This window comes from Pseudomonas sp. GL_093, from assembly GCF_057837605.1.
Map to the genome: position 1 here is coordinate 5,000,245 of NZ_CM174448.1, position 19,478 is coordinate 5,019,722.

Consider the following 19,478-nt stretch of genomic DNA (forward strand, 5'->3'; position numbering starts at 1 on the left):
ATTGCCCACTGAAGATCCAATGTGGGAGCGAGCTTGCTCGCGATAGCAGTCTGACAGTCGACATAGATGTTAAATGTACTGGCGCTATCGCGAGCAAGCTCGCTCCCACAGGTTATTCAGCGTTTGGGCAGTTTGATTAGCACTTTCAACCCGCCCCACTCGCTCTCCTCCAGCCGCAACACCCCGCCCCACGTATCGACGATGTCCCGCACAATCCCCAATCCCAGCCCATGCCCATCCGTCTGTTCATCAAGCCTGGTCCCCCGGCTGAACACCTGATCGCGCTGGTCTTCGGGAATCCCAGGCCCATCGTCTTCCACGCTGAACTCAAACCCTTCTACCGTCTCGACCACGCTCAACCGAACCTCGGCGTCCGCCCATTTGCAGGCGTTGTCCAGCAGGTTACCGAGCAGTTCGAGCAAGTCCTCGCGATCCCAAGGCAGTTGCAACCCCTTCGGTGCCACATAGCTGAGGTCCAGATGCTCACCATGAATCATGTTCAACGTCGCCAGTAACCCAGGCAATTCAGCATCGCAATCAAACAACACCCCCGGCAACGCATCGCCGGATAACCGTGCGCGATTGAGTTCGCGATTGAGTCGCTGCTGGACCTGTTCCAGCTGCGCCTGAATCACTTTGCGCAGTTCCGGCTGCGCATCGAGCTTCTCGCTTGAGGCCAGGCTCAACAACACCGCCAGCGGAGTTTTCAAGGCGTGGCCGAGGTTACCCAGCGCATTGCGCGAACGCTTGAGGCTGTCTTCGGTGTGAGCGAGCAAATGGTTGATCTGCGCCACCAGCGGCTCAAGCTCGACCGGCACCTGATCATCGAGTTGCGAGCGCTGCCCCTGCTGCAACTGGGCGATCTGCTCACGCGCCTTTTCCAGCGGGCGCAAGGCGCGGCGCACGGTGATGCGTTGCAGCAGCAGAATCAGCAGCAATCCCGCCAGCCCAAGGCCCAAACCGACTTGACGCATGCGCTGGAAACTCTCGCGCACCGGCGTGTAATCCTGGGCCACGCTGATGGAAATCGATTGGCCCAAGCGCCGATAGTCCGAACGCAGCACCAGCAATTGCTGGCCTTCCGGCCCCAATTGCAGGTTGCTGTGCAGGCCGGCATGGTCGAGGCGCGGCAGTTCCTGATCCCATAGCGAACGGGAGCGCCAATGGCTGTCGGCAAAATCGATGCGGAAGTAATGCCCGGAAAACGGTCGCTGATAGGCCGGCGACAGGTGTCGCTCATCCAGCTGTAAACCCTGCGGCCCACGCACCAGCGCCACCAGCAGGTTTTCGCTGTCGTCGCGCAGCCCGGCTTCGAGGTAGCGCTGCAAACCCATTTCGAACAGCCACAGGCTGGTCTGCGCCAGCACCAGGCCGACGATCACCATCACGCTGATCAGCCCCAGACTCAAGCGGCGCTGGATCGACCTCACTGGGCTTGCCCGCCGAACAGGTAACCCTGGCCGCGACGGGTTTCGATGACACTGCGCCCGAGTTTGCGCCGCAGGTGGTTGACGTGGACTTCGAGCACGTTGGAGTCGCGCTCGGTTTCACCGTCATAGAGGTGTTCGGCGAGGTGGCTTTTGGAAAGAATCTGCTCGGGGTGCAGCATGAAATAACGCAGCAGGCGGAATTCAGCGGCGGTGAGCTGGATGTCAGCACCGTCGCGGGTCACGCATTGTCGGCCTTCGTCCAGGTGCAGTCCGGCAGACTTGAGCGTCGGCTGGTTGGCATGGCCATGGGAACGGCGCAATAGCGCCTGGACGCGCAAGTGCAGCTCTTCGGGGTGGAAGGGTTTGGTCAGGTAATCGTCGGCGCCGGCCTTGAGGCCTTCGATCCGTTCAGCCCAGGAATCACGGGCGGTGAGGATCAGCACTGGCGTGGACAGACCAGCGGTCCGCCATTGCGTCAGCACCTCGAGCCCTGGCAAACCCGGCAGGCCGAGGTCGAGGATGATCAGGTCATAAGGCTCGCTGCTGCCCTGATACACCGCGTCGCGACCGTCGGCCAGCCAGTCCACGGCGTAACCCTGTCGGTTGAGGCCGGCCATCAGTTCGTCGGCCAGCGGCACATGGTCTTCCACCAGAAGCAAACGCATCGATCAATCTTCCCTGTCTTTCAGTAACTGGCCGGTGCTGGCGTCGAGGTCCAGTTCGCGGACCACACCGTCGGCGGTCAGCAACTCGACTTCATAAACATAGACGTCGTGTTTCTCTTCAAGCTCGGCTTCCAGCAATTTGGCCCCGGGGTAGCGGTCCAGCGCTTGCTGCAACAGCTGCTCCAGCGGCAGGATCACGCCCCGTTGACGCAGGCGCAGGGCTTCGTCCTGATCCAGGTCGCGGGCCATGACCACCGAGCAAAAAGCCAGAAGCGCCAGCGCCATTCGACCGCTCGTGCACCGCTGTGAAAAAGAAAACACCTTCATTACGTATCCTGATGATCCTTGAGAATCTGCCCGCTGACAGCGTCCAATTCCAGGTCCCACTCAATGCCCTGAGGGTCGCGCAACTCCACCTGATAGACGTACTTGCCGTACTCTTCTTCCAGTTCGGTTTCGGTGATCTTGGCGCCGGGATGTTTGGCCAGAGCGGTGGCGTTGAGCTTCTCGAAAGACACAATGGTACCAGCGTCGCGCAGTCTCAGGGCTTCGTCGGGACCGAGGTCGCGAGCGTGGACGATGCTGGCGGTCATGCCGATGATGGACGCGGTGAACAGGGCAGTGAAGGTTTTCATGGGGTGTCTCCGTATTTTTTTATGTGTTGCCTACGGAGTGCACCTTAACGGGGCGAACTTAATTGAAACTGAATTGCCATCATTGGGGATGGCAACACGACATCACCTGTGGGAGCGAGCCTGCTCGCGAAAGCGCTGGGTCAGGCAACATCAATGCTGGCTGTAACGGCCTCTTCGCGAGCAGGCTCGCTCCCACAATGACCGTGCATGTCTATAATCCCCCGCTTGCCTGCATTCGAGACCGGTATGACCGCTATCCACATCAAATTCCCCTCGCTGACGCTCAAGGCCGGCCCTCGTGCCTTGGCGCGCATCCGTGAAAACGGTTTGAGCGCCGCCGATGTCGGCACACTGCCGGGTGCCGCCGGTGGTCCCAAGGCGTTGGGGATTCAAGGTCTGGACCTGGCGTTGTTCGGCGAATGGCTGCCGGCGGCACCGCGCGAGCGTTCGTTGATCGGTGCGTCGGTGGGTTCCTGGCGCTTCGCCAGCGCGTGCCTGCCGGATGCCGCCGAAGGTATCCGCCGCCTCGGTCACCTCTACACCGAGCAGAACTTCGCCAAGGGCGTGACCATGGCGCAGATCAGTCTGAGCTCTCGGCGCATGCTCGATGACCTGCTCGACGGCCGCGATGCCTCGATTCTGGACAACGTTCATTACCGACTGAACATCATGGTGGTCAAAAGCCACGGCCTGCTGGCGGACGATCATCGCGGCCGACTGGGGCTGGGCCTGTCATCGGTGATCGCCGACAACCTGCGCGGCCGGGCGCGGCTGTCGCGGCATTTCGAGCGGCTGATCATTCACGATCCGCGTCTGGCACCGCCGGTCAATGCATTGAACGATTTCCCCTCGCGCTTCGTTGCGCTGAATGCCGGCAACCTGCGCCAGGCCTTGCTCGCGTCAGGCTCGATCCCGATGGTGATGGAAGGCGTGCGTGACCTGCCGGGTGCCGGTGCCGGGACGTTTCGCGATGGCGGTCTGCTGGACTATCACCTCGACCTGCCCTACAGCGGCAACGACATCGTGCTCTACCCACATTTCACCGACCGGGTGATTCCCGGCTGGTTCGACAAGACCCTGCCGTGGCGCCGCGCGTGTCCTGCGCGTTTGCAGGATGTCCTGTTGTTGGCGCCTTCGAAGGAATACCTGGCGCGCCTGCCCTACGGCAAACTTCCGGACCGCAACGACTTCAAACGCTTCATGGGCGATGCCCCGAGCCGGCAGAAATACTGGCGCACGACGATGGATGAAAGCCGTCGTATGGGCGATGAGTTCCTCGAACTGGCTGCCAGCGGTCGCCTCGGGGAGCGCTTGCTGACCCTTTAGTCAGTGTTTTCCCGCAACGCCAAACGCAAACTGTTAAACTCGCCGCCTGCCCACATCGCCGCGGCGATCGCCACCTGACAGAGCTGAAATCACTGTGGAAATCTTCAAAGAATTTACCTTCGAATCCGCCCACCGCTTGCCCCACGTGCCGGAAGGCCACAAGTGCGGCCGCCTGCACGGTCACTCGTTCAAAGTGGCGATCCACCTGAGCGGCGACCTCGATCCGCACACGGGCTGGATCCGTGATTTCTCGGAAATCAAGGCGATCTTCAAGCCGCTCTATGAACGCCTGGACCATAACTACCTGAACGACATTCCTGGCCTGGAAAACCCGACCAGTGAAGTCCTGGCCAAATTCATCTGGAAAGAATTGAAGCCTCTGCTGCCGGAACTCAGCGCGATCCGCATTCACGAGACGTGCACCAGCGGTTGCATCTATCACGGTGAGTAAAAACACCCGATTGAAAAGAACCACCGGCGACGGTGGTTTTTTTATGCCTGTCGTTTCGCCGTCCTCCCCGGTACAGTCGGGCCTCATCCTTGGCCCAAAGGAACCCGTCTGATGTCGCTGCTTATTCGTCCCGCTACGCTTGAGGATATCGCGCAGATCGAAGCCATCGTCGAGGCGGCTTACTCGCCTTACATCGAGCGCATCGGCCGCAAACCCGCACCGATGCTGGATGACTACGCCAGTCAAGTGCTGGCCAGGCGCGTCCATGTACTCGCCCACGAGCAGACACTCAGCGGCTTTGTGGTGTTGATCGACACGGAAGAGTACTTGCTGCTGGACAACATCGCGGTCAGCCCGGCGGACAAGGGGCAAGGTCATGGCCGTCAGTTGCTGGACTTCGCCGAACGCCACGCACTCGACGCGGGTTACCCAACGATCCGGCTGTACACCAACGAAGCCATGAGCGAAAACATTGCGCTGTACACCCGCCGAGGGTATGTCGAAACCCATCGGGTCGAAGAGAACGGCCTGCGCCGTGTGCACATGAGCAAATCGCTGGGCTGAGCGCACTAAAAACCTGTGGGAGCGAGCCTGCTCGCGATGGCGGCTTTGCAGTCACATTGATGTTTAATGTGCAGACGCCTTCGCGAGCAGGCTCGCTCCCACAGTGAACTGCGTTTCGTCAGTAAATGTAAAAACAGCCTTCAATGGCTGTTTTTTTATGCCTATGCTTTTTGGCTCCCCCACGCCAAGAGGACACCCCCAATGACTGACTGGCCGCTGCCGCAGACCTATCGCTTCAACGGGCATTCCGTTCGCTACGCCGTACGGGGTGACGGTCCACCACTGGTGTTCGTGCATGGCACGCCCTTCTCTTCTTACGTGTGGCACCGGATTGCGCCGCACTTCATCACCACCCATCGGGTGCATTACTTTGATCTGTTGGGTTATGGGCTTTCGGAGAAAATCGACGGCGATGTGTCGCTGGGTGTGCAGAACGACCTGTTGGCTCACTTGCTGGATCACTGGGGCCTGGAACGGCCAGACGTGGTTGCTCACGACTTCGGCGGCGCCACCGCTCTGCGTGCTCACCTGCTGAACGGCAAGGATTACCGCAGCCTGACGCTGATTGATCCCGTGGCGCTGACGCCCTGGGGTTCGCCGTTTGTGCAGCATGTGCGTCAGCATGAGGCGGCATTCAGTGGCCTGCCCGATTACATTCAACGGGCGATTGTGCCGACCTATATACGCGGGGCGATCAAGCGCGAAATCCCGGACGACGAACTCGCGCCTTACGTGCAGCCGTGGCTCGGCGATCCGGGGCAAGCGGCGTTCTATCGGCAGATCGCGCAGATGGATGAGCGTTATACCCGAGAGGCCGAAGGGCTGTACCCGACGGTTCGTTGTCCGGTGCAGATTCTGTGGGGGGAAGATGATCAGTGGATTCCCATTGAACGCGGGCAGGCGTTGCATCAGATGATTCCGGGGTCACGGTTTCAGGCGATTCCGAATGCCGGGCATCTGGTTCAGGAAGATGCGCCGGAAGCGATCGTCGCGGCGTTGCTGCGGTTTCTGCCGCAACACAAATCCCCCTGAAGAAACCGAATCCACTGTGGGAGCGAGCCGGCTCCGGGCGGCGTTCCGACGATGACTGAGTCACATCCGACATTGATGTCGACTGACCCACCGCTATAGTCGGAACGCCGCCCGGAGCCGGCTCGCTCCCACATGGGTTCTGTGTTCCTTCAGGTGCACCTCTTTCGCGCCCTTCCTCAAGCCAAATTCCCCCGCTCGGCTATAAATAACTAAGCCAACCCACGCTTGGCACGACCACTGCAACACGCTCCCGCGTCACTCATTCAGCAAGGAACGCCCCATGACGCAGAACGATCCCGGCAACGACTACCCCCTCAGTGAAGTCCCGATGCATGCCCGCAAAGGCCTGGCCTCAACGGCCATGGTGCTGCTGGGTTTCACCTTTTTTACCGCGACCATGTTTGCCGGCGGCAAGCTCGGTGTGGCGTTCAGCTTCGGCGAGATGATGGCGGTGATTATCGTCGGCAATCTGCTGCTGGGGATCTACGCCGCAGGCCTGGGTTACATCGCCTTCAAGAGCGGTCTGAATTCGGTGTTGATGGGACGCTTTTGCTTCGGTGAGGTGGGCAGCAAGCTCAGCGACCTGATCCTCGGTTTTACCCAGATCGGCTGGTACGCCTGGGGCACGGCCACTGCCGCCGTGGTGCTGGGCAAGTATTTCGAATTGAGCGAGGGTACCGTTCTCGGGCTGATGGTGCTGTTCGGCCTGCTGTTTTGCGCGACCGCGTATGTCGGCTATCGCGGCCTGGAGATTCTGTCGTACATCGCCGTACCGGCGATGATGTTGCTGCTGATGCTGTCGATGTGGGTGGCCACGGTGAAGGTCGGCGGCCTCGACGGTTTGCTCGCGGTAGTCCCGACGGGAACACTGGATTGGTCGACCGCGATTACCTTGGTATTTGGCACCTTTGTCAGCGGCGCAACCCAGGCGACCAACTGGACGCGCTTCTCCCGTTCAGCACGCGTCGCGGTGCTGGCGAGCCTGATCGGTTTCTTCATCGGCAACGGCCTGATGGTGTTGATCGGTGCCTACGGTGCCATCGTCTACCAGCAACCGGACGTGGTCGAAGTGTTGCTGTTGCAAGGCTTCGCCATGGCGGCGATGGCGATGCTGCTGCTCAATATCTGGAGCACCCAGGACAACACCATCTACAACTTCGCCGTTGCCGGTTGCAACCTGCTGCGCACCGGCCGTCGCAAGACCGTGACCCTGGCGGGCGCGGTGATCGGCACGTTGCTGGCACTGCTGGGCATGTACGACATGCTGGTGCCCTACCTGATTTTGTTGGGTACCGTGATTCCGCCGATTGGCGGCGTGATCATGGCGGACTTCTTCTACCGTTATCGTGGTCAATACCCACGTCTGGCCGATGCCCGGTTGCCAGCGTTCAACTGGGCCGGTTTGGCCGCCTACGCAGTCGGCACTGTCGCTGCTTTCAGTTCACCGTGGGTCGCGCCGCTGGTAGGGATTGCCGCTGCCGCGCTAACGTATGTGTTACTGACCGGCGTGCTGGGTGCCCGTACTGCCAACGCACCATTACAAGATCTATAAAAGGATTCGCCTGATGCACATCATCAACGCCCGCCTGCGCAACCAAGATGGCCTGCATGAATTGCACCTGGAAAACGGCCTGATCAGCAACATCGCCCGACAGACCGAAGCCCCAACCCTGGGCCCCGATGATCTGGACGCTGGCGGCAACCTGGTGGTGCCACCCTTCGTCGAGCCGCACATCCACCTCGACGCCACGCTCACCGCCGGCGAGCCGCGCTGGAACATGAGCGGCACCTTGTTCGAAGGCATCGAATGCTGGGGCGAGCGCAAGGTGACCATCACCGAAGAGGACACCAAGACCCGCGCCAAGAAAACCATCCAGACCCTCGCCGCCCACGGCATCCAGCACGTGCGCACCCACGTCGACGTCACCGACCCGCAGCTCACCGCGCTCAAGGCGATGCTCGAAGTGCGCGAGGAAAGCCGTCACCTGATTGACATGCAGATCGTTGCGTTCCCGCAGGAAGGCATCGAGTCGTACCGCAACGGTCGCGAGCTGATGGAAGAAGCGATCCGCATGGGCGCCGATGTGGTCGGCGGCATTCCGCATTTCGAGTACACCCGCGATCAAGGCGTGAGCTCGGTGAAGTTCCTGATGGACCTGGCCGAGCGCACCGGTTGCCTGGTGGACGTGCATTGCGATGAAACCGACGACCCGCACTCACGCTTTCTGGAGGTGCTGGCCGAAGAAGCCCGCAGCCGCGACATGGGTTCGCGAGTGACCGCCAGCCACACCACGGCCATGGGCTCTTATGACAACGCTTACTGCGCCAAACTGTTCCGCCTGCTCGGGCATTCGGGGATCAGTTTTGTCTCCTGCCCCACCGAAAGCATTCACCTGCAAGGGCGCTTCGACAACTTCCCGAAACGCCGTGGCGTGACTCGAGTGAATGAGCTGCTCGAAGCCGGGATGAACGTGTGTTTCGGTCAGGATTCGATCGTCGACCCGTGGTACCCGCTGGGCAACGGCAATATCTTGCGAGTGCTCGAAGCCGGCCTGCACATCTGCCACATGCTCGGTTACCGCAATCTTCAAAGCGCGCTGGACCTGGTTACCGACAACAGCGCCAAGGCCATGAACCTGGGTGATCGTTATGGACTGGAACGCGGGCGGCCGGCGAATTTGCTGATTCTGTCGGCGGACAGTGATTACGAGGTGATCCGCAGCCAGGGCTTGCCGCTGTATTCGGTGCGCGATGGCAAGGTGTTGATGAAGCGGCAGATGCCGGTGGTGGAGTTCTTCGGCGATCAGAGCTGAGATTTGCGTTGACTGGGCTGACGCCTTCGGGAGTGTCATAAATTTTGTGTTCGGGCATAACATGTTGCAGAGGTGCATGTATGCCGACCAAGAAAAAACCGGCCAGTGGGGCCGCGCGAGACCTTCCAGCCATTCCAAAAGAGCTGATTGATCAGTTCGTAAACGGCCCGATGAGTGCCGAAGCCATTCAGGATGCCTCGATGGCGTTCAAGAAGGCGCTCATCGAGCGAGCCCTTGGTGCCGAGTTGGGGCACCACCTTGGTTATCCTCAGGGCGCGGAACGCCCCGAGGAGTCGAGTAACCAACGTAACGGCCGAAGCGGCAAGACCGTGCTGACCGATGACGGCCCGTTGCGCCTGGATATTCCCAGAGACCGCGATGGCAGCTTTGCTCCGATCCTGATCCCCAAACACGAGCGCCGGTTTACAGGCTTCGACGACAAGATCATTGCTATGTATGCCCGCGGCATGAGTGTTCGCGAGATTCGTGCATTTCTCTCGGAGCAATACGGAACAGACGTCTCCCATGACTTCATCAGCTCCGTCACCGATGCTGTTCTGGAAGAAGTCAGTACCTGGCAGCAACGACCACTTGAACCCATGTACCCAGTCATTTTCTTCGATGCTCTGCGGGTCAAAATCCGTGACGAAGGGGTGGTTCGCAACAAGGCAATCTACTTGGCCCTGGGCGTGTTGCCGGACGGCACACGAGATATTTTGGGGATCTGGATTGAGACCACTGAGGGTGCCAAGTTCTGGATGAAGGTCTTCAATGACCTCAAGACCCGAGGCGTCGAAGACGTTTTGATCGCGGTAACTGACGGACTTAAAGGCATGCCAGAAGCCTTAAGTGCGGTGTTTCCTCAGACGACGTTGCAAACCTGTATCGTCCACTTGATCCGTAACAGCCTTGATTACGCGGCTTGGGACAAGCGCCGCGAACTGGCCAAGGCCCTGAAACCGATCTATCAAGCACTCAACGCTGAAGTTGCCGAGCAGGCTCTAGAGGCCTTCGAGTCTGGACCTTGGGGTAAGCAATATCCAACGGTGGCTGCGGCCTGGAGACGTGCCTGGGATCGAGTCATCCCGTTTTTTGTCTTCCCGCCAGCCATACGAAAAGTGATCTACACCACTAATGCTATCGAGAGCATCAATGCTCAGTTGCGCAAGATCATCAAGACAAGGGGGCACTTTCCAACCGACGATGCAGCGACGAAGTTGATCTGGCTGGCATTGCAAAATATCACCGCCAATTGGGGCAGCCCCGCCCATGACTGGAAGAACGCCATGAATCAGTTTGCGGTCTTGTACGGAGATCGATTCATCAGGCCGACCTGGTGAAATGAAGGCCTGCCTGACGGCAGGCCATTACCGGCCCGCACACAAAAAATCTGACACTCTCACGCCTTCGCGAGCAAGCCCGCTCCCACATTGGATCTGTGTCGTTCACAAATCCCCTGTGGGAGTGAGCCTGCTCGCGATGGCGATCTAACAATCACCCCATCAACCGCGCCGTCCCGAATAACCTGACCCGACTCAACTCACCCAGCTCTTCCTCCAGAAGAATCGGCGCCGTACCGCCGGGCATAACCACTTTGACCTCCCCGGCGCTGACCCAACCCACCCGCCACGCCGCGCAAGCCACCGCACTGGCGCTGGTACCCGACGACGCCGTCGGCCCTTCTCCACGCTCGAATACCCGCGCGACGACTCGCCCTTCAGACTCAAGCATCGCCCATTGCAGATTCACGCCAGCAGCACACGGCTCCCCCGCCCCGGTCGGCATGGCGTAAGCGATACGCGTCAGCCCTTCGGACAACCGCGGTTCACGCATCTGCTCATTGCCCGGCAAGGCATCGGCGCTTTCTAAAAGCGTCACACAATGTGGATTACCGATGCGCACGAACTGGCTTCGAGACCAGGCGGGATCGAGCGCCGACAACGGCTGCACATGGCTGAGTTCGTGACCATTGAATGCCACGCCTTCAACCCCTTCGGCACTGACGGCACCCGGCCCGAAGGCAGGCTTGCCCAAGTCCAGCCAAAAACCGTGCACACCTTCGACCTGTGCCAGTTTCACCGATGTTTCTCCCGGTGAAGGCATATCGGCCTTGTCATGATGAACCCTGAGCAGACACGCCTCGTCCCTCGGCCAGAGCCCAAGGTCGCTGAGCGCCTGGGAAAAAATCGTCAGGCCGTTGCCGCTACGCTCGGCCAGGGTGCCGTCGGTGTTCACGATCAACAAATCAAAAGGATGCGACGACTGGAACGGTCCCACCAGCAAACCATCGCTACGATGGGCCTTGCTGCCCGGTGGTTGAGTGCCGGGGGCCCAGCCACAGCAAGCCTCGATGGCCGCCATCGCCCAGACCTTGCGGGTTTGCGCGGCGTCGCTGGCCTGATCGGGTATGTCGATACCATTGCTGCGCAAGTCCTCAGGCGCCACAACCATGTAGATATTGCCTCGTGCATCGTACCTCCGCGCCATGGCGCCCTCCCTTAAGGAAATCATTGGTTGGGCTCAACATATCGCGAAACACCGTCAGGCTGTGCAAGGATGTCACCCTGCCTCACCGCGAACCTGGGCGGACGCTGATCGAACCCTCACCGGTGAGTCACTGTCCCTTGTACGCGACGTTTTTTGCCAAGGATTGATATGACCAACCTCAACACCCAAACCGCATTTGTTCCCGGACGCCTGGAACAGATGTCCACGCGCATCGCTTTTTTCATTGCCGGTTTCGGCATTGCAGCATGGGCGCCGCTGGTGCCCTACGCCAAGGCTCGGGCCGGGCTGGATGAAGGGACGCTCGGTTTGCTGCTGTTGTGCCTGGGGGTGGGGTCGATTCTGGCGATGCCGATGGCGGGGCTTCTGGCCACGCGTTTCGGCTGTCGCCGGGTGGTGAGCGCCGGGGTGTTGCTGATCTGTGCGGCCCTGCCGCTGTTGGCGACGGTGACGTCGATTCCGGCGTTGATTGCTGCGCTGTTCATGTTCGGCGCGGGCCTTGGCACGGTGGATTCGACGGTGAACCTGCAAGCGGTGATCGTCGAACGGGCCAGCGGCAAGACCATGATGTCGGGTTTCCATGGGCTGTTCAGCCTCGGCGGGATTGTCGGTGCGGCGGGCGTCAGTGCCCTGCTCGGCTTCGGGGTTTCACCGCTGGGGGCAACGCTGGTGGTGATCGTGATGCTGCTGATCGCCCTGGCCAAGGCCGCGCCGCACCTATTGCCTTACGGCAGCGAAAGTTCGGGGCCGGCGTTTGCTGTTCCCCATGGCATCGTGCTGTTCATCGGCGGGATGTGTTTCATCGTGTTCCTCGCCGAAGGCGCGGCGCTCGACTGGAGCGCGGTGTTCCTGGCGCAGGAGCGCGGGATCGACACCGCTTATGCGGGACTGGGTTACGCGGCGTTTGCGTTGACCATGACCGTCGGCCGTTTGACCGGTGATTCGATCGTGCGTCGTCTCGGCGCTACCCGGGTGATTGTGTTCGGTGGGTTGACGGCCGCGGCGGGCCTGTTTGTGGCGACCTTCGCCCCGAGTTGGGAAGCGGCGCTGGTGGGTTATGCATTGTTGGGGGCGGGGTGTTCTAACATTGTGCCGGTGCTGTACACCGCAGTGGGTAAACAGACGGTGATGCCCGAAAGCGTCGCCGTGCCGGCCATTACCACGCTGGGTTATGCGGGCATTCTTGCGGGGCCTGCGTTGATCGGGTTTATCGCCCATGGCAGCAGTTTGAGTTTTGCCTTCGGGTTGATGGCGGTGTTGCTGGTGGCGGTGGCCATTGGCGGGAAGGTGTTGAAGGTTTAGAAGCATCGTCGGATCGCCGCCCGGAGCAGGCTCACTCCCACAGGGATCTTCGGTGCACACACTGTCTGTGTTCGACGCCGATCAAGTGTGGGAGCGAGCCTGCTCGCGATGAAGTCACCCCGGTCTATCAGAAACCGACGCTAGCCTGCACAAAGAACGTGCGCGGCGCACCCACGTACATCCCCGAGTTGTTGTCGCTGGAACGAGTGAAGTACTGCTTGTCGAAAATGTTCTTCACCCCGGCGCCGACTTTCAGGTTTGAAAGCGTCGCGCCGAAGTCATAACCGCCGCGCACGTTCCAGGTGACGTAACCCGGGATGTCGCCGTACTGGCCGTCCGCGGTGCCTTCGGTGATGTAGTTGCCGCTGAAACTGCCATCAGCGTTCACCGCCACGCCCGGCGAACGCTGCTTGGACTGGGCAAAGGCATCGAGGTTGTAAGTCCAGCGGTTGATGTCGTAACGCAGGCCGGCAGTCGCCACCTGACGTGAGTAGAACGGCAGGTCACGCCCCTTGAAGCCCGGGATCTCGCCTTCATAAACGGCGCGGGTGTAAGTGAAGCCGGCATTGGCGGTCAGGCCGTCCAGCCGTGGGTCCAGCGCCGCCATGTCGTAGTGCACCGAGGCTTCGAGGCCCTGGTGCGTGGTCGCGCCGAGGTTGGTCCAGCCCGCATCGTTGCTGATGTATTGCAGCTCTTTATCGAAGTCGATGTAGAACAGCGTCACTTCGCCACCCCACACATCATTGTTGTAGCGCGTGCCGACCTCGTAGGTCTTGGCCTTTTCCGGTTCCAGGCCATTGGCGGTGTTGTCACCCGCGCCACCCTGGCCGAGCTGGAAATACTGCAGGCTGCCAAACGAGGTTTCGTAGTTGGCGAACAGCTTCCACTCCTCCGACACGTGATACATCACGCTCAGGGCCGGCAGTGGCTCGTTGCTTTCGATGCTGCGGTTCTTTTCCAGCACCGGTTTGCCAGCGGTGTCGAGCACCGGGCGATCGTGCCAATCGGTGCTGATGTGTTCAAAGCGGATGCCGGGGGTGATGGTCCAGTTACCGACGTCGATTTTGTTATCGACGTACACCGAGTTGGCTTCAGTACCACCGGTGCGGTCCTGATAGACATGGCCGTCGGAGCTCTTGGTCGCGACCGGCTCGTTGTTGACCAGCGCCAAGCGGCTCGCCTCTTCGTGCATGCCTTCCTTGAGGTAGCGATAACCGACACTGACTTCCTGGGTGGTCGGGCCGACATCGAACACACGGGAGACCCGCGGTTCAATCCCGAAGGTGTAGTAAGTCCGCGGGAACGAGCCGAGGGTTTTCTGATCGCGAGCGGCGATGTTGCTGCCACGGAAGCTGTCGGAATAGTAGGTCAGCACTTCGGCCTGGGTGCGGTCGTCGATCTGCCGTGCCCACTTGAACGAGACGTCCTTGCGGCGGCCACTGAAGTTGTCGTTGTTGCGATCGGACTGAAACGGATCGGCGTCGTACTGCGCCTGGGTCAGGCCACCGGGCATGTCGGCGCTGGCGTCGTAGTAGTGGAAGTTGAGGCTGAAATCGTCCACATCGGTGGGTGCCCAGTGGGTCTTGAGGATCACGTCGTCGATGTCGTTGCCGTTGTTGCGTTCACGGTAACCGTTGCCGTTCACACCCGAGTACAGCAACGCCATGCCGATGCCGTTGTCCGCGGTGCCGCCGAGAAACACCGTGTCGATGTGCTTCCAGCCACCGTGTTGGGAGGTTTCCAGGGTGCTGCCGATTTCACCGGTGGCTTTCTCCGGAATCGCGCGAGTGACGAAGTTGATCACGCCACCGACGTTCTGCGGCCCATAACGCACGGAGCCGGCGCCGCGAACCACGTCGATGCTGTCGAGGTTGCCGGAAGAAATCGGTGCCATGGACAACTGCGGCTGGCCGTACGGGGCAAACGCTGCCGGCACGCCGTCAATCAGCACGGTGGAGCGTGGCGACATGCGCGAAGTCAGGCCGCGCACGCCGACGTTCAGGGAGATGTCGCTGCCGCCGGTGCCGTTGGCGTCCTGCACTTGCACACCGGGTACGCGCTTCAGCACGTCGCCGACGTTCATCGCGCCCTGCTCGACCATCGCCTCGCGGCGAATCACCGTACGCGCGCCGGGGTGGTTCTGCACCACGGCGGCATCGGCGTCACCAAGCCAGTTGCCAACCACTTTGATGTCGGTCACGCCCAATTCCAAAGGGCCGTTTGCAGCAGACGTCGGCGCCGGCATCAACGTGACCGAACCTTCGTCGATCTGGTATTGCAGACCGCTGCCTTGCAGCAGTTGGCGCAACGCGTCTTCTGGCGAAAGGTTGCCGTCCACCGCCGGGGCCTGTTTGCCGGCAACCAGCTCAGGGCTGAAGAACACCTGCAGCGAGGTTTGCTGGCCCAGTTCACTCAGGGCCTGCCCCAGGGGTTGCGCCGGGATGCGAATCGCGTCGGCGGCAAAGGCCTGGGGCAGCGCCGCAGTGACAGCCAGGGCGAGAGCGAGGCGCAACCAAGGTGATTTGTTGTTTTTAGCGGTGGATTCTTTCACGTCGAACGTAGTCCTGTGGATCGCAAGAGTGTGCGCTTGTTAATGCAAACCAGTTGCAGTTGGACAGGAAGACGATCAACTCGAAAAAAACCTGAATTTATTTTGAAATTATTTCCTGACTGCCGTCATCGAGGGTGCGCACGGCCACCGGCAGAATGTTCGGCAAGATCTTGAGCAGTGCGTCGGTGTTATCGGATTTGAACACGCTGGTCAGGCGCAGATTGCCCACTTTGTCGTTATCGACGGTGAGCGGTTTCGCCCGATAGCGCGAGACTTCCTCGGCGACATCGCTGAGTCTGGCGTTGTTGAACACCAGTTTGCCGCTGCGCCAGGCAGTCAGCTCGGCAGGGTTGACCGCGTAGGCAGCGGCCACTTTGCCTTGGGCATCGATGTGCGTACCGAGGCCGGCCGTGAGGCTGATGAAATCGCTGTCCGCCGCGGTGCTGCTCTGAACCTTGACGGTGCCCTGCTCCACCACGACCCGGGTTTGGGTGGTGTCACGGCGCACATCAAAACGGGTGCCGGTGACCGTCACCTTACCGCTGCCCGCCTCGACCACGAAGGGCCGACGGGTGTCATGCTCGACGCTGAACATCGCTTCGCCCTGCGTCAACTCGATGCTGCGGCGGTCGTTTTCATAACGCACCTGAACGCGGCTGCGGCTGTTCAGGTCGATCACCGAACCGTCCGGCAACGCCACATGACGTCGCTCGCCCAGGGCCGTGGAAAATTCCGCGGTGTAGATTGCCGGGTGATTCAAACCGCTGAACAACCCCAACCCGAGCGCGACGGCCAACACACTGGCGGCCACTGCATAACGTACCAGCGGGCGACGTTTGTTACGGGCCGGCGGGGTTTCACACAAGGCTTGCAGACGCGCCGCCGGCAGCAAATCCGCCGCCGACCACAAGCCCTGGAGCAACTGGAATTCGTCGCGATGCTGAGGGTGTTCGTCCAGCCAGGCGTCGAAATGCCGTGACTCTTCGGCATTCACCGTAGGTTCCTGCAAACGCACAAACCATCGCGCCGCCTCGTCGCGAACCGTTGTTTGCCCGCACGCACAATCACGAGTATCCATCATGGAAGTTCCTGTTTGGCTGGGGATGAGAAGGCACCGCCGATCATGGCTGCAATCCGTCAAGGCGGTCGCGCAGATGCCGCAGCGTGCGGATCATATACTTTTCCACCATGTTCTTGGACAGACCCAGGCGTTCGGCGATTTCGGCCTGGGTCAGGCCTTCGATCTTCTGCCAGACAAACACTTTGCGGCAGTTGACCGGCAGCTCGGTGAGCGCCCGTTCGATGGAGTCAGCCAACTGGATCGCCTGCATGAAATGCTCCGGGTCGCCGGACGACGACACACTGTGATCAACCGCCTCCGACTCCATGGCGCCCCGCCGATCCTCCCGCCGATAACCATCCACCGCGATGTTGCGCGCGGTCTGGTGCAAGTACGCCCGAGGTTGTGCAACCGTCGCCGAATCGGACTCAAGCACCTTCACGAAGGTGTCGTGGGCCAGGTCCTCGGCCTGCTGACGATTTCTCAGGCGACGGGTCCAGGTCCCGACCAACTCTTCGTAATGCTCGAAAAAGCCGTGTCTGCGGGGCAGCTTGGGGGTCATTGTGGTGTGCTGTGAAGACGAGACGTGAATAGTAATGCTTCCTATTAACTGGAAGCAACGGGATTAAGAACCCGTAGGAGCCGACCCGTTAAGGAACAACACGTACCGTAGAAGCTGGCGAAGCCTGCGTTCGGCTGTGTAGCAGTCGTGAAATCAGATGATGCGGTGTTTCAGGACGACCGCAAACTCAGGTTTTACGACTGCTACGCAGCCGAACGCAGGCTTCGCCAGCTGCTACAGATCGTGTTGCGGCTTAATTGATCGGCACTACCTGTTTTCCTGCACTGAAACCCGCACCTGCAATCGTCGTCCGACGACATCCATCAAATCACAGCCATCGCGCAGTGAAGTCACCAGCTAGGGAGTGTGAATTAGCTGCTAATCGCCTCTCCCCCTATGTGCATTACTTCCTATAGTTCTAATTTAATTTTTAGACTGTGAACAACCTCTGCTCTATTCTCCAAAAACTCACTCAATCCTTTTGCACGAAGAGCACATGCATCACAGTCGGCGCATCCACTTCCCGTTACGCCGTTATAGCAAGTCAATGTGTGGTAACGAATCAAATCCAGCTGCTTGTGGTAATCGGCCAAAGCCCAAGTCTCAGCTTTGTTCAGCCGCATAAGCGGCGTCTCGATTCGAATCTTATAGTCCATGCCCAAGTGAATGGCGCTGTTCAACACCTTAACAAACTCATCGCCACAATCAGGATAACCAGAGCTCTCTGTTTCACACACACCTGTGATGACAGCTTCAGCCCCCACTTGATAGGCATAAATAGAAGCCAACGTTAAAAACAGAATATTCCTGCCAGGCACGAACGTATCAGGCACGCCGTTCCCCGTACTCCTTGCAATTGGAATGTGGTCGCGCGTCAAGCTGCTAATGGCCAGTTCGCTCAACAATGAAGTGTCTAATACTTTGTGCACCTTCACGCCAAGCTGTTTTGAAAGCTGTTGCGCCACTTCGATTTCCGCACGATGGCGCTGGCCATAATCAAACGTAATGCAATGAATTTCATCGTACATCGGCAATGAGTGGATCAAGCAGGTGGTTGAGTCTTGTCCGCCGCTGAAAACGATAACGGCTTTTCTGGTCATGGTTCGTTCTTCCTTGGGGGCTCGGCAGGGTGCCGGGGCCGTTGACCCTACCGGGAAGCTCAAACTCAGGGTGTGGGAGGTTTCCGAAATGACCGTCTCCGATTTCCGTTTGTGTCATTTCTATGCTGGATTCCCGCGGGGTTTTCCAAACAGTCACCACTGATGACCCGCTTCAAGCGCTTGATGATTTCTCCCATCAACTGGTCGCAATCCATCAATCCCACCGCCTCCCCGCGCCCTAGATTAACGCCCAGAACAAGCAGCCGTGCCGTGCGGCCAGTCACTGTGGAGATCACCCCATGCAAAGTTTCCAAACCCGCAAACAGCAAAGCCCCGTCGACGGTTGGGACCATCAGGACCCGGAAGAGGCCTTCACCCTGCCCTCGCGTTACTTCTTCGACGAGACCCTGTTCAAGGCCGAACGCGATAACATTTTCATGCACGCCTGGCACGTCGCCGGACACGTCAGCGAGTTCGCCGAGCCGGGGCAGTACGTGGTCACAGATCTGTTCGACCAGAGCGTGGTGGTGGCGAAGAATCGTCAGGGCCAGATCCATGCGTTCCACAACGTTTGCCAGCATCGCGGCAACCGCTTGCTTGAAGAGCGTCGCGGCACTACTGGCGGCGTTGTCCGCTGCGCCTATCACTCGTGGTGCTACGAGATGGATGGCAGCCTGCGCAGTGCGCCGCGTTGCGAAAAGATGAAGAACTTCGAGTTGCAGCAGTTCAACATTCCGCAGATCCGCACCGAAGAACTGGGCGGGTTCATCTACTTCAATCTTGACCCGGCCGCGCCGTCGTTGCGGGACCTGTTCCCCGGTGCCGATGAGGAAATGCGTCGAGTGTTTCCGGACCTTGCGAACATGCGCCTGATCGAGGAGCAGGACGTGATCGTGCCTGCCAACTGGAAGGTAATCATGGACAACTCCATCGAGGGCTATCACTTCAAGTTGTCCGGGCCGTGCCATATCGACCTCGCCAAGCTGATCGACTTCAAAGGCTATCAGTTGACCAAACGCGACAACTGGTGGACCTACGTCGCCCCGGCCAACCTCTCGGTGACCGAAGCCTATGGGGTCCCCCTGAAAAGCCAGGTGAACCCCAACGAATGCTTTTTCAACATCGGCATGTGGCCGAACAACACCTTCTATACCTTCCCGTTCTCGGAGTTTCTCGGCTCGTTCATCATGATTCCGCTAGACGCCGAGCGCTCGCTGCTGCGCTTTGGTTACTACGCCACCAACTCCGAGACCGCTGCGGTCACCGCGTCCTGCATGAAGTGGATGAATGAGGATTTGGGACCGGAAGACATCGCGTTGAACATCTCGGTGCAGAAAGGCCTGCATTCTCTGGGCTACGACCAGGGTCGCTACATGATCGACGCCCAGCGCAGCAATGAAAGCGAGCACCTGGTGCACCACTTTCATCGCCTGGTTTTCAACGGTATTCACGGGCCGTCCGCAGTCTGAATTTTCTTTAAGT

The 19,478-nt window shown here is 59.8% G+C and carries 18 protein-coding genes; 9 read left to right on the top strand and 9 right to left on the bottom strand.

Annotated elements, in window-relative coordinates:
* Positions 1–116: 116 nt before the first annotated feature.
* Genes AC3IUE_RS23145 through AC3IUE_RS23160 form a run of 4 tightly spaced genes read right to left on the bottom strand, consistent with a single transcriptional unit; the run spans position 117 to position 2,730 of the window.
* Positions 117–1,430, bottom strand: a complete 1,314-nt coding sequence (locus AC3IUE_RS23145; RefSeq protein ID WP_489263859.1) for a sensor histidine kinase — start codon at positions 1,428–1,430, stop codon at positions 117–119.
* Positions 1,427–2,095: a response regulator transcription factor gene (locus tag AC3IUE_RS23150; protein WP_056740136.1), complete on the bottom strand. Its 669-nt coding sequence runs from the start codon at positions 2,093–2,095 to the stop codon at positions 1,427–1,429. Before AC3IUE_RS23150 ends, AC3IUE_RS23145 begins: the two co-directional genes overlap by 4 nt.
* Before the next feature lie 3 nt (positions 2,096–2,098).
* Complete coding sequence (locus AC3IUE_RS23155; RefSeq protein ID WP_056740134.1) at positions 2,099–2,422, bottom strand: PepSY domain-containing protein; 324 nt, start codon at positions 2,420–2,422, stop codon at positions 2,099–2,101.
* The gene (locus tag AC3IUE_RS23160) at positions 2,422–2,730 is read right to left on the bottom strand and encodes a PepSY domain-containing protein (RefSeq protein ID WP_056740132.1); all 309 of its coding nucleotides are present in this window, start codon (positions 2,728–2,730) and stop codon (positions 2,422–2,424) included. Before AC3IUE_RS23160 ends, AC3IUE_RS23155 begins: the two co-directional genes overlap by 1 nt.
* Positions 2,731–2,976: 246 nt before the next feature.
* Between AC3IUE_RS23160 and AC3IUE_RS23165 the strand changes: the two genes are divergently transcribed.
* The 7 genes from AC3IUE_RS23165 (at position 2,977) to AC3IUE_RS23195 (ending at position 10,256) form a co-directional block, all read left to right on the top strand.
* Entirely contained in the window at positions 2,977–4,056 is a 1,080-nt protein-coding gene (locus tag AC3IUE_RS23165) for a patatin-like phospholipase family protein (protein ID WP_489268932.1), read from the top strand.
* Between the two features lie 94 nt (positions 4,057–4,150).
* Positions 4,151–4,507, top strand: coding sequence for a 6-carboxytetrahydropterin synthase QueD (gene queD, locus AC3IUE_RS23170; protein ID WP_008152165.1), 357 nt, complete (start codon positions 4,151–4,153; stop codon positions 4,505–4,507).
* Positions 4,508–4,618: 111 nt separating this feature from the next.
* Entirely contained in the window at positions 4,619–5,071 is a 453-nt protein-coding gene (locus AC3IUE_RS23175; protein WP_489263860.1) for a GNAT family N-acetyltransferase, read from the top strand.
* Between the two features lie 201 nt (positions 5,072–5,272).
* Positions 5,273–6,103 (top strand): alpha/beta fold hydrolase, encoded by an 831-nt coding sequence (locus tag AC3IUE_RS23180; RefSeq protein ID WP_489263861.1) that lies wholly within the window; start codon positions 5,273–5,275, stop codon positions 6,101–6,103.
* Positions 6,104–6,383: 280 nt separating this feature from the next.
* On the top strand, positions 6,384–7,655 hold the full coding sequence (gene codB, locus AC3IUE_RS23185) for a cytosine permease (RefSeq protein WP_489263863.1): 1,272 nt from the start codon (positions 6,384–6,386) through the stop codon (positions 7,653–7,655).
* 13 nt (positions 7,656–7,668) lie between these two features.
* Entirely contained in the window at positions 7,669–8,916 is a 1,248-nt protein-coding gene (codA, locus tag AC3IUE_RS23190; RefSeq protein ID WP_123368400.1) for a cytosine deaminase, read from the top strand.
* Between the two features lie 80 nt (positions 8,917–8,996).
* Positions 8,997–10,256, top strand: a complete 1,260-nt coding sequence (locus AC3IUE_RS23195) for an IS256 family transposase (protein WP_489263864.1) — start codon at positions 8,997–8,999, stop codon at positions 10,254–10,256.
* 154 nt (positions 10,257–10,410) lie between these two features.
* Here the strand turns inward: AC3IUE_RS23195 and AC3IUE_RS23200 are convergent, their stop codons facing one another.
* Positions 10,411–11,403 carry a diaminopimelate epimerase gene (locus AC3IUE_RS23200; protein ID WP_489263865.1) on the bottom strand — a complete coding sequence of 331 codons (993 nt, stop codon included), beginning with the start codon at positions 11,401–11,403 and terminating at the stop codon, positions 10,411–10,413.
* Between the two features lie 168 nt (positions 11,404–11,571).
* Between AC3IUE_RS23200 and AC3IUE_RS23205 the strand changes: the two genes are divergently transcribed.
* A complete protein-coding gene (locus AC3IUE_RS23205) occupies positions 11,572–12,723 on the top strand; it encodes an MFS transporter (RefSeq protein ID WP_056740119.1) in 1,152 nt (383 codons plus the stop codon).
* A gap of 127 nt (positions 12,724–12,850) precedes the next feature.
* On the opposite strand, the gene AC3IUE_RS23210 is transcribed toward AC3IUE_RS23205, so the two are convergent.
* From AC3IUE_RS23210 to queC, 4 genes are all read right to left on the bottom strand, one after another.
* On the bottom strand, positions 12,851–15,274 hold the full coding sequence (locus tag AC3IUE_RS23210; protein ID WP_489263866.1) for a TonB-dependent siderophore receptor: 2,424 nt from the start codon (positions 15,272–15,274) through the stop codon (positions 12,851–12,853).
* A 97-nt stretch (positions 15,275–15,371) separates the two neighbouring features.
* Positions 15,372–16,355, bottom strand: coding sequence for a FecR family protein (locus AC3IUE_RS23215; RefSeq protein WP_489263867.1), 984 nt, complete (start codon positions 16,353–16,355; stop codon positions 15,372–15,374).
* 40 nt (positions 16,356–16,395) lie between these two features.
* Positions 16,396–16,896 carry a sigma-70 family RNA polymerase sigma factor gene (locus AC3IUE_RS23220; protein WP_461999360.1) on the bottom strand — a complete coding sequence of 167 codons (501 nt, stop codon included), beginning with the start codon at positions 16,894–16,896 and terminating at the stop codon, positions 16,396–16,398.
* 410 nt (positions 16,897–17,306) lie between these two features.
* A complete protein-coding gene (gene queC / locus AC3IUE_RS23225; RefSeq protein ID WP_489263868.1) occupies positions 17,307–17,996 on the bottom strand; it encodes a 7-cyano-7-deazaguanine synthase QueC in 690 nt (229 codons plus the stop codon).
* Between the two features lie 299 nt (positions 17,997–18,295).
* Here queC and AC3IUE_RS23230 point away from each other — a divergent pair, with 299 nt between their 5' ends.
* A complete protein-coding gene (locus AC3IUE_RS23230) occupies positions 18,296–19,465 on the top strand; it encodes an aromatic ring-hydroxylating oxygenase subunit alpha (protein WP_489263870.1) in 1,170 nt (389 codons plus the stop codon).
* Positions 19,466–19,478 lie beyond the last annotated feature (13 nt).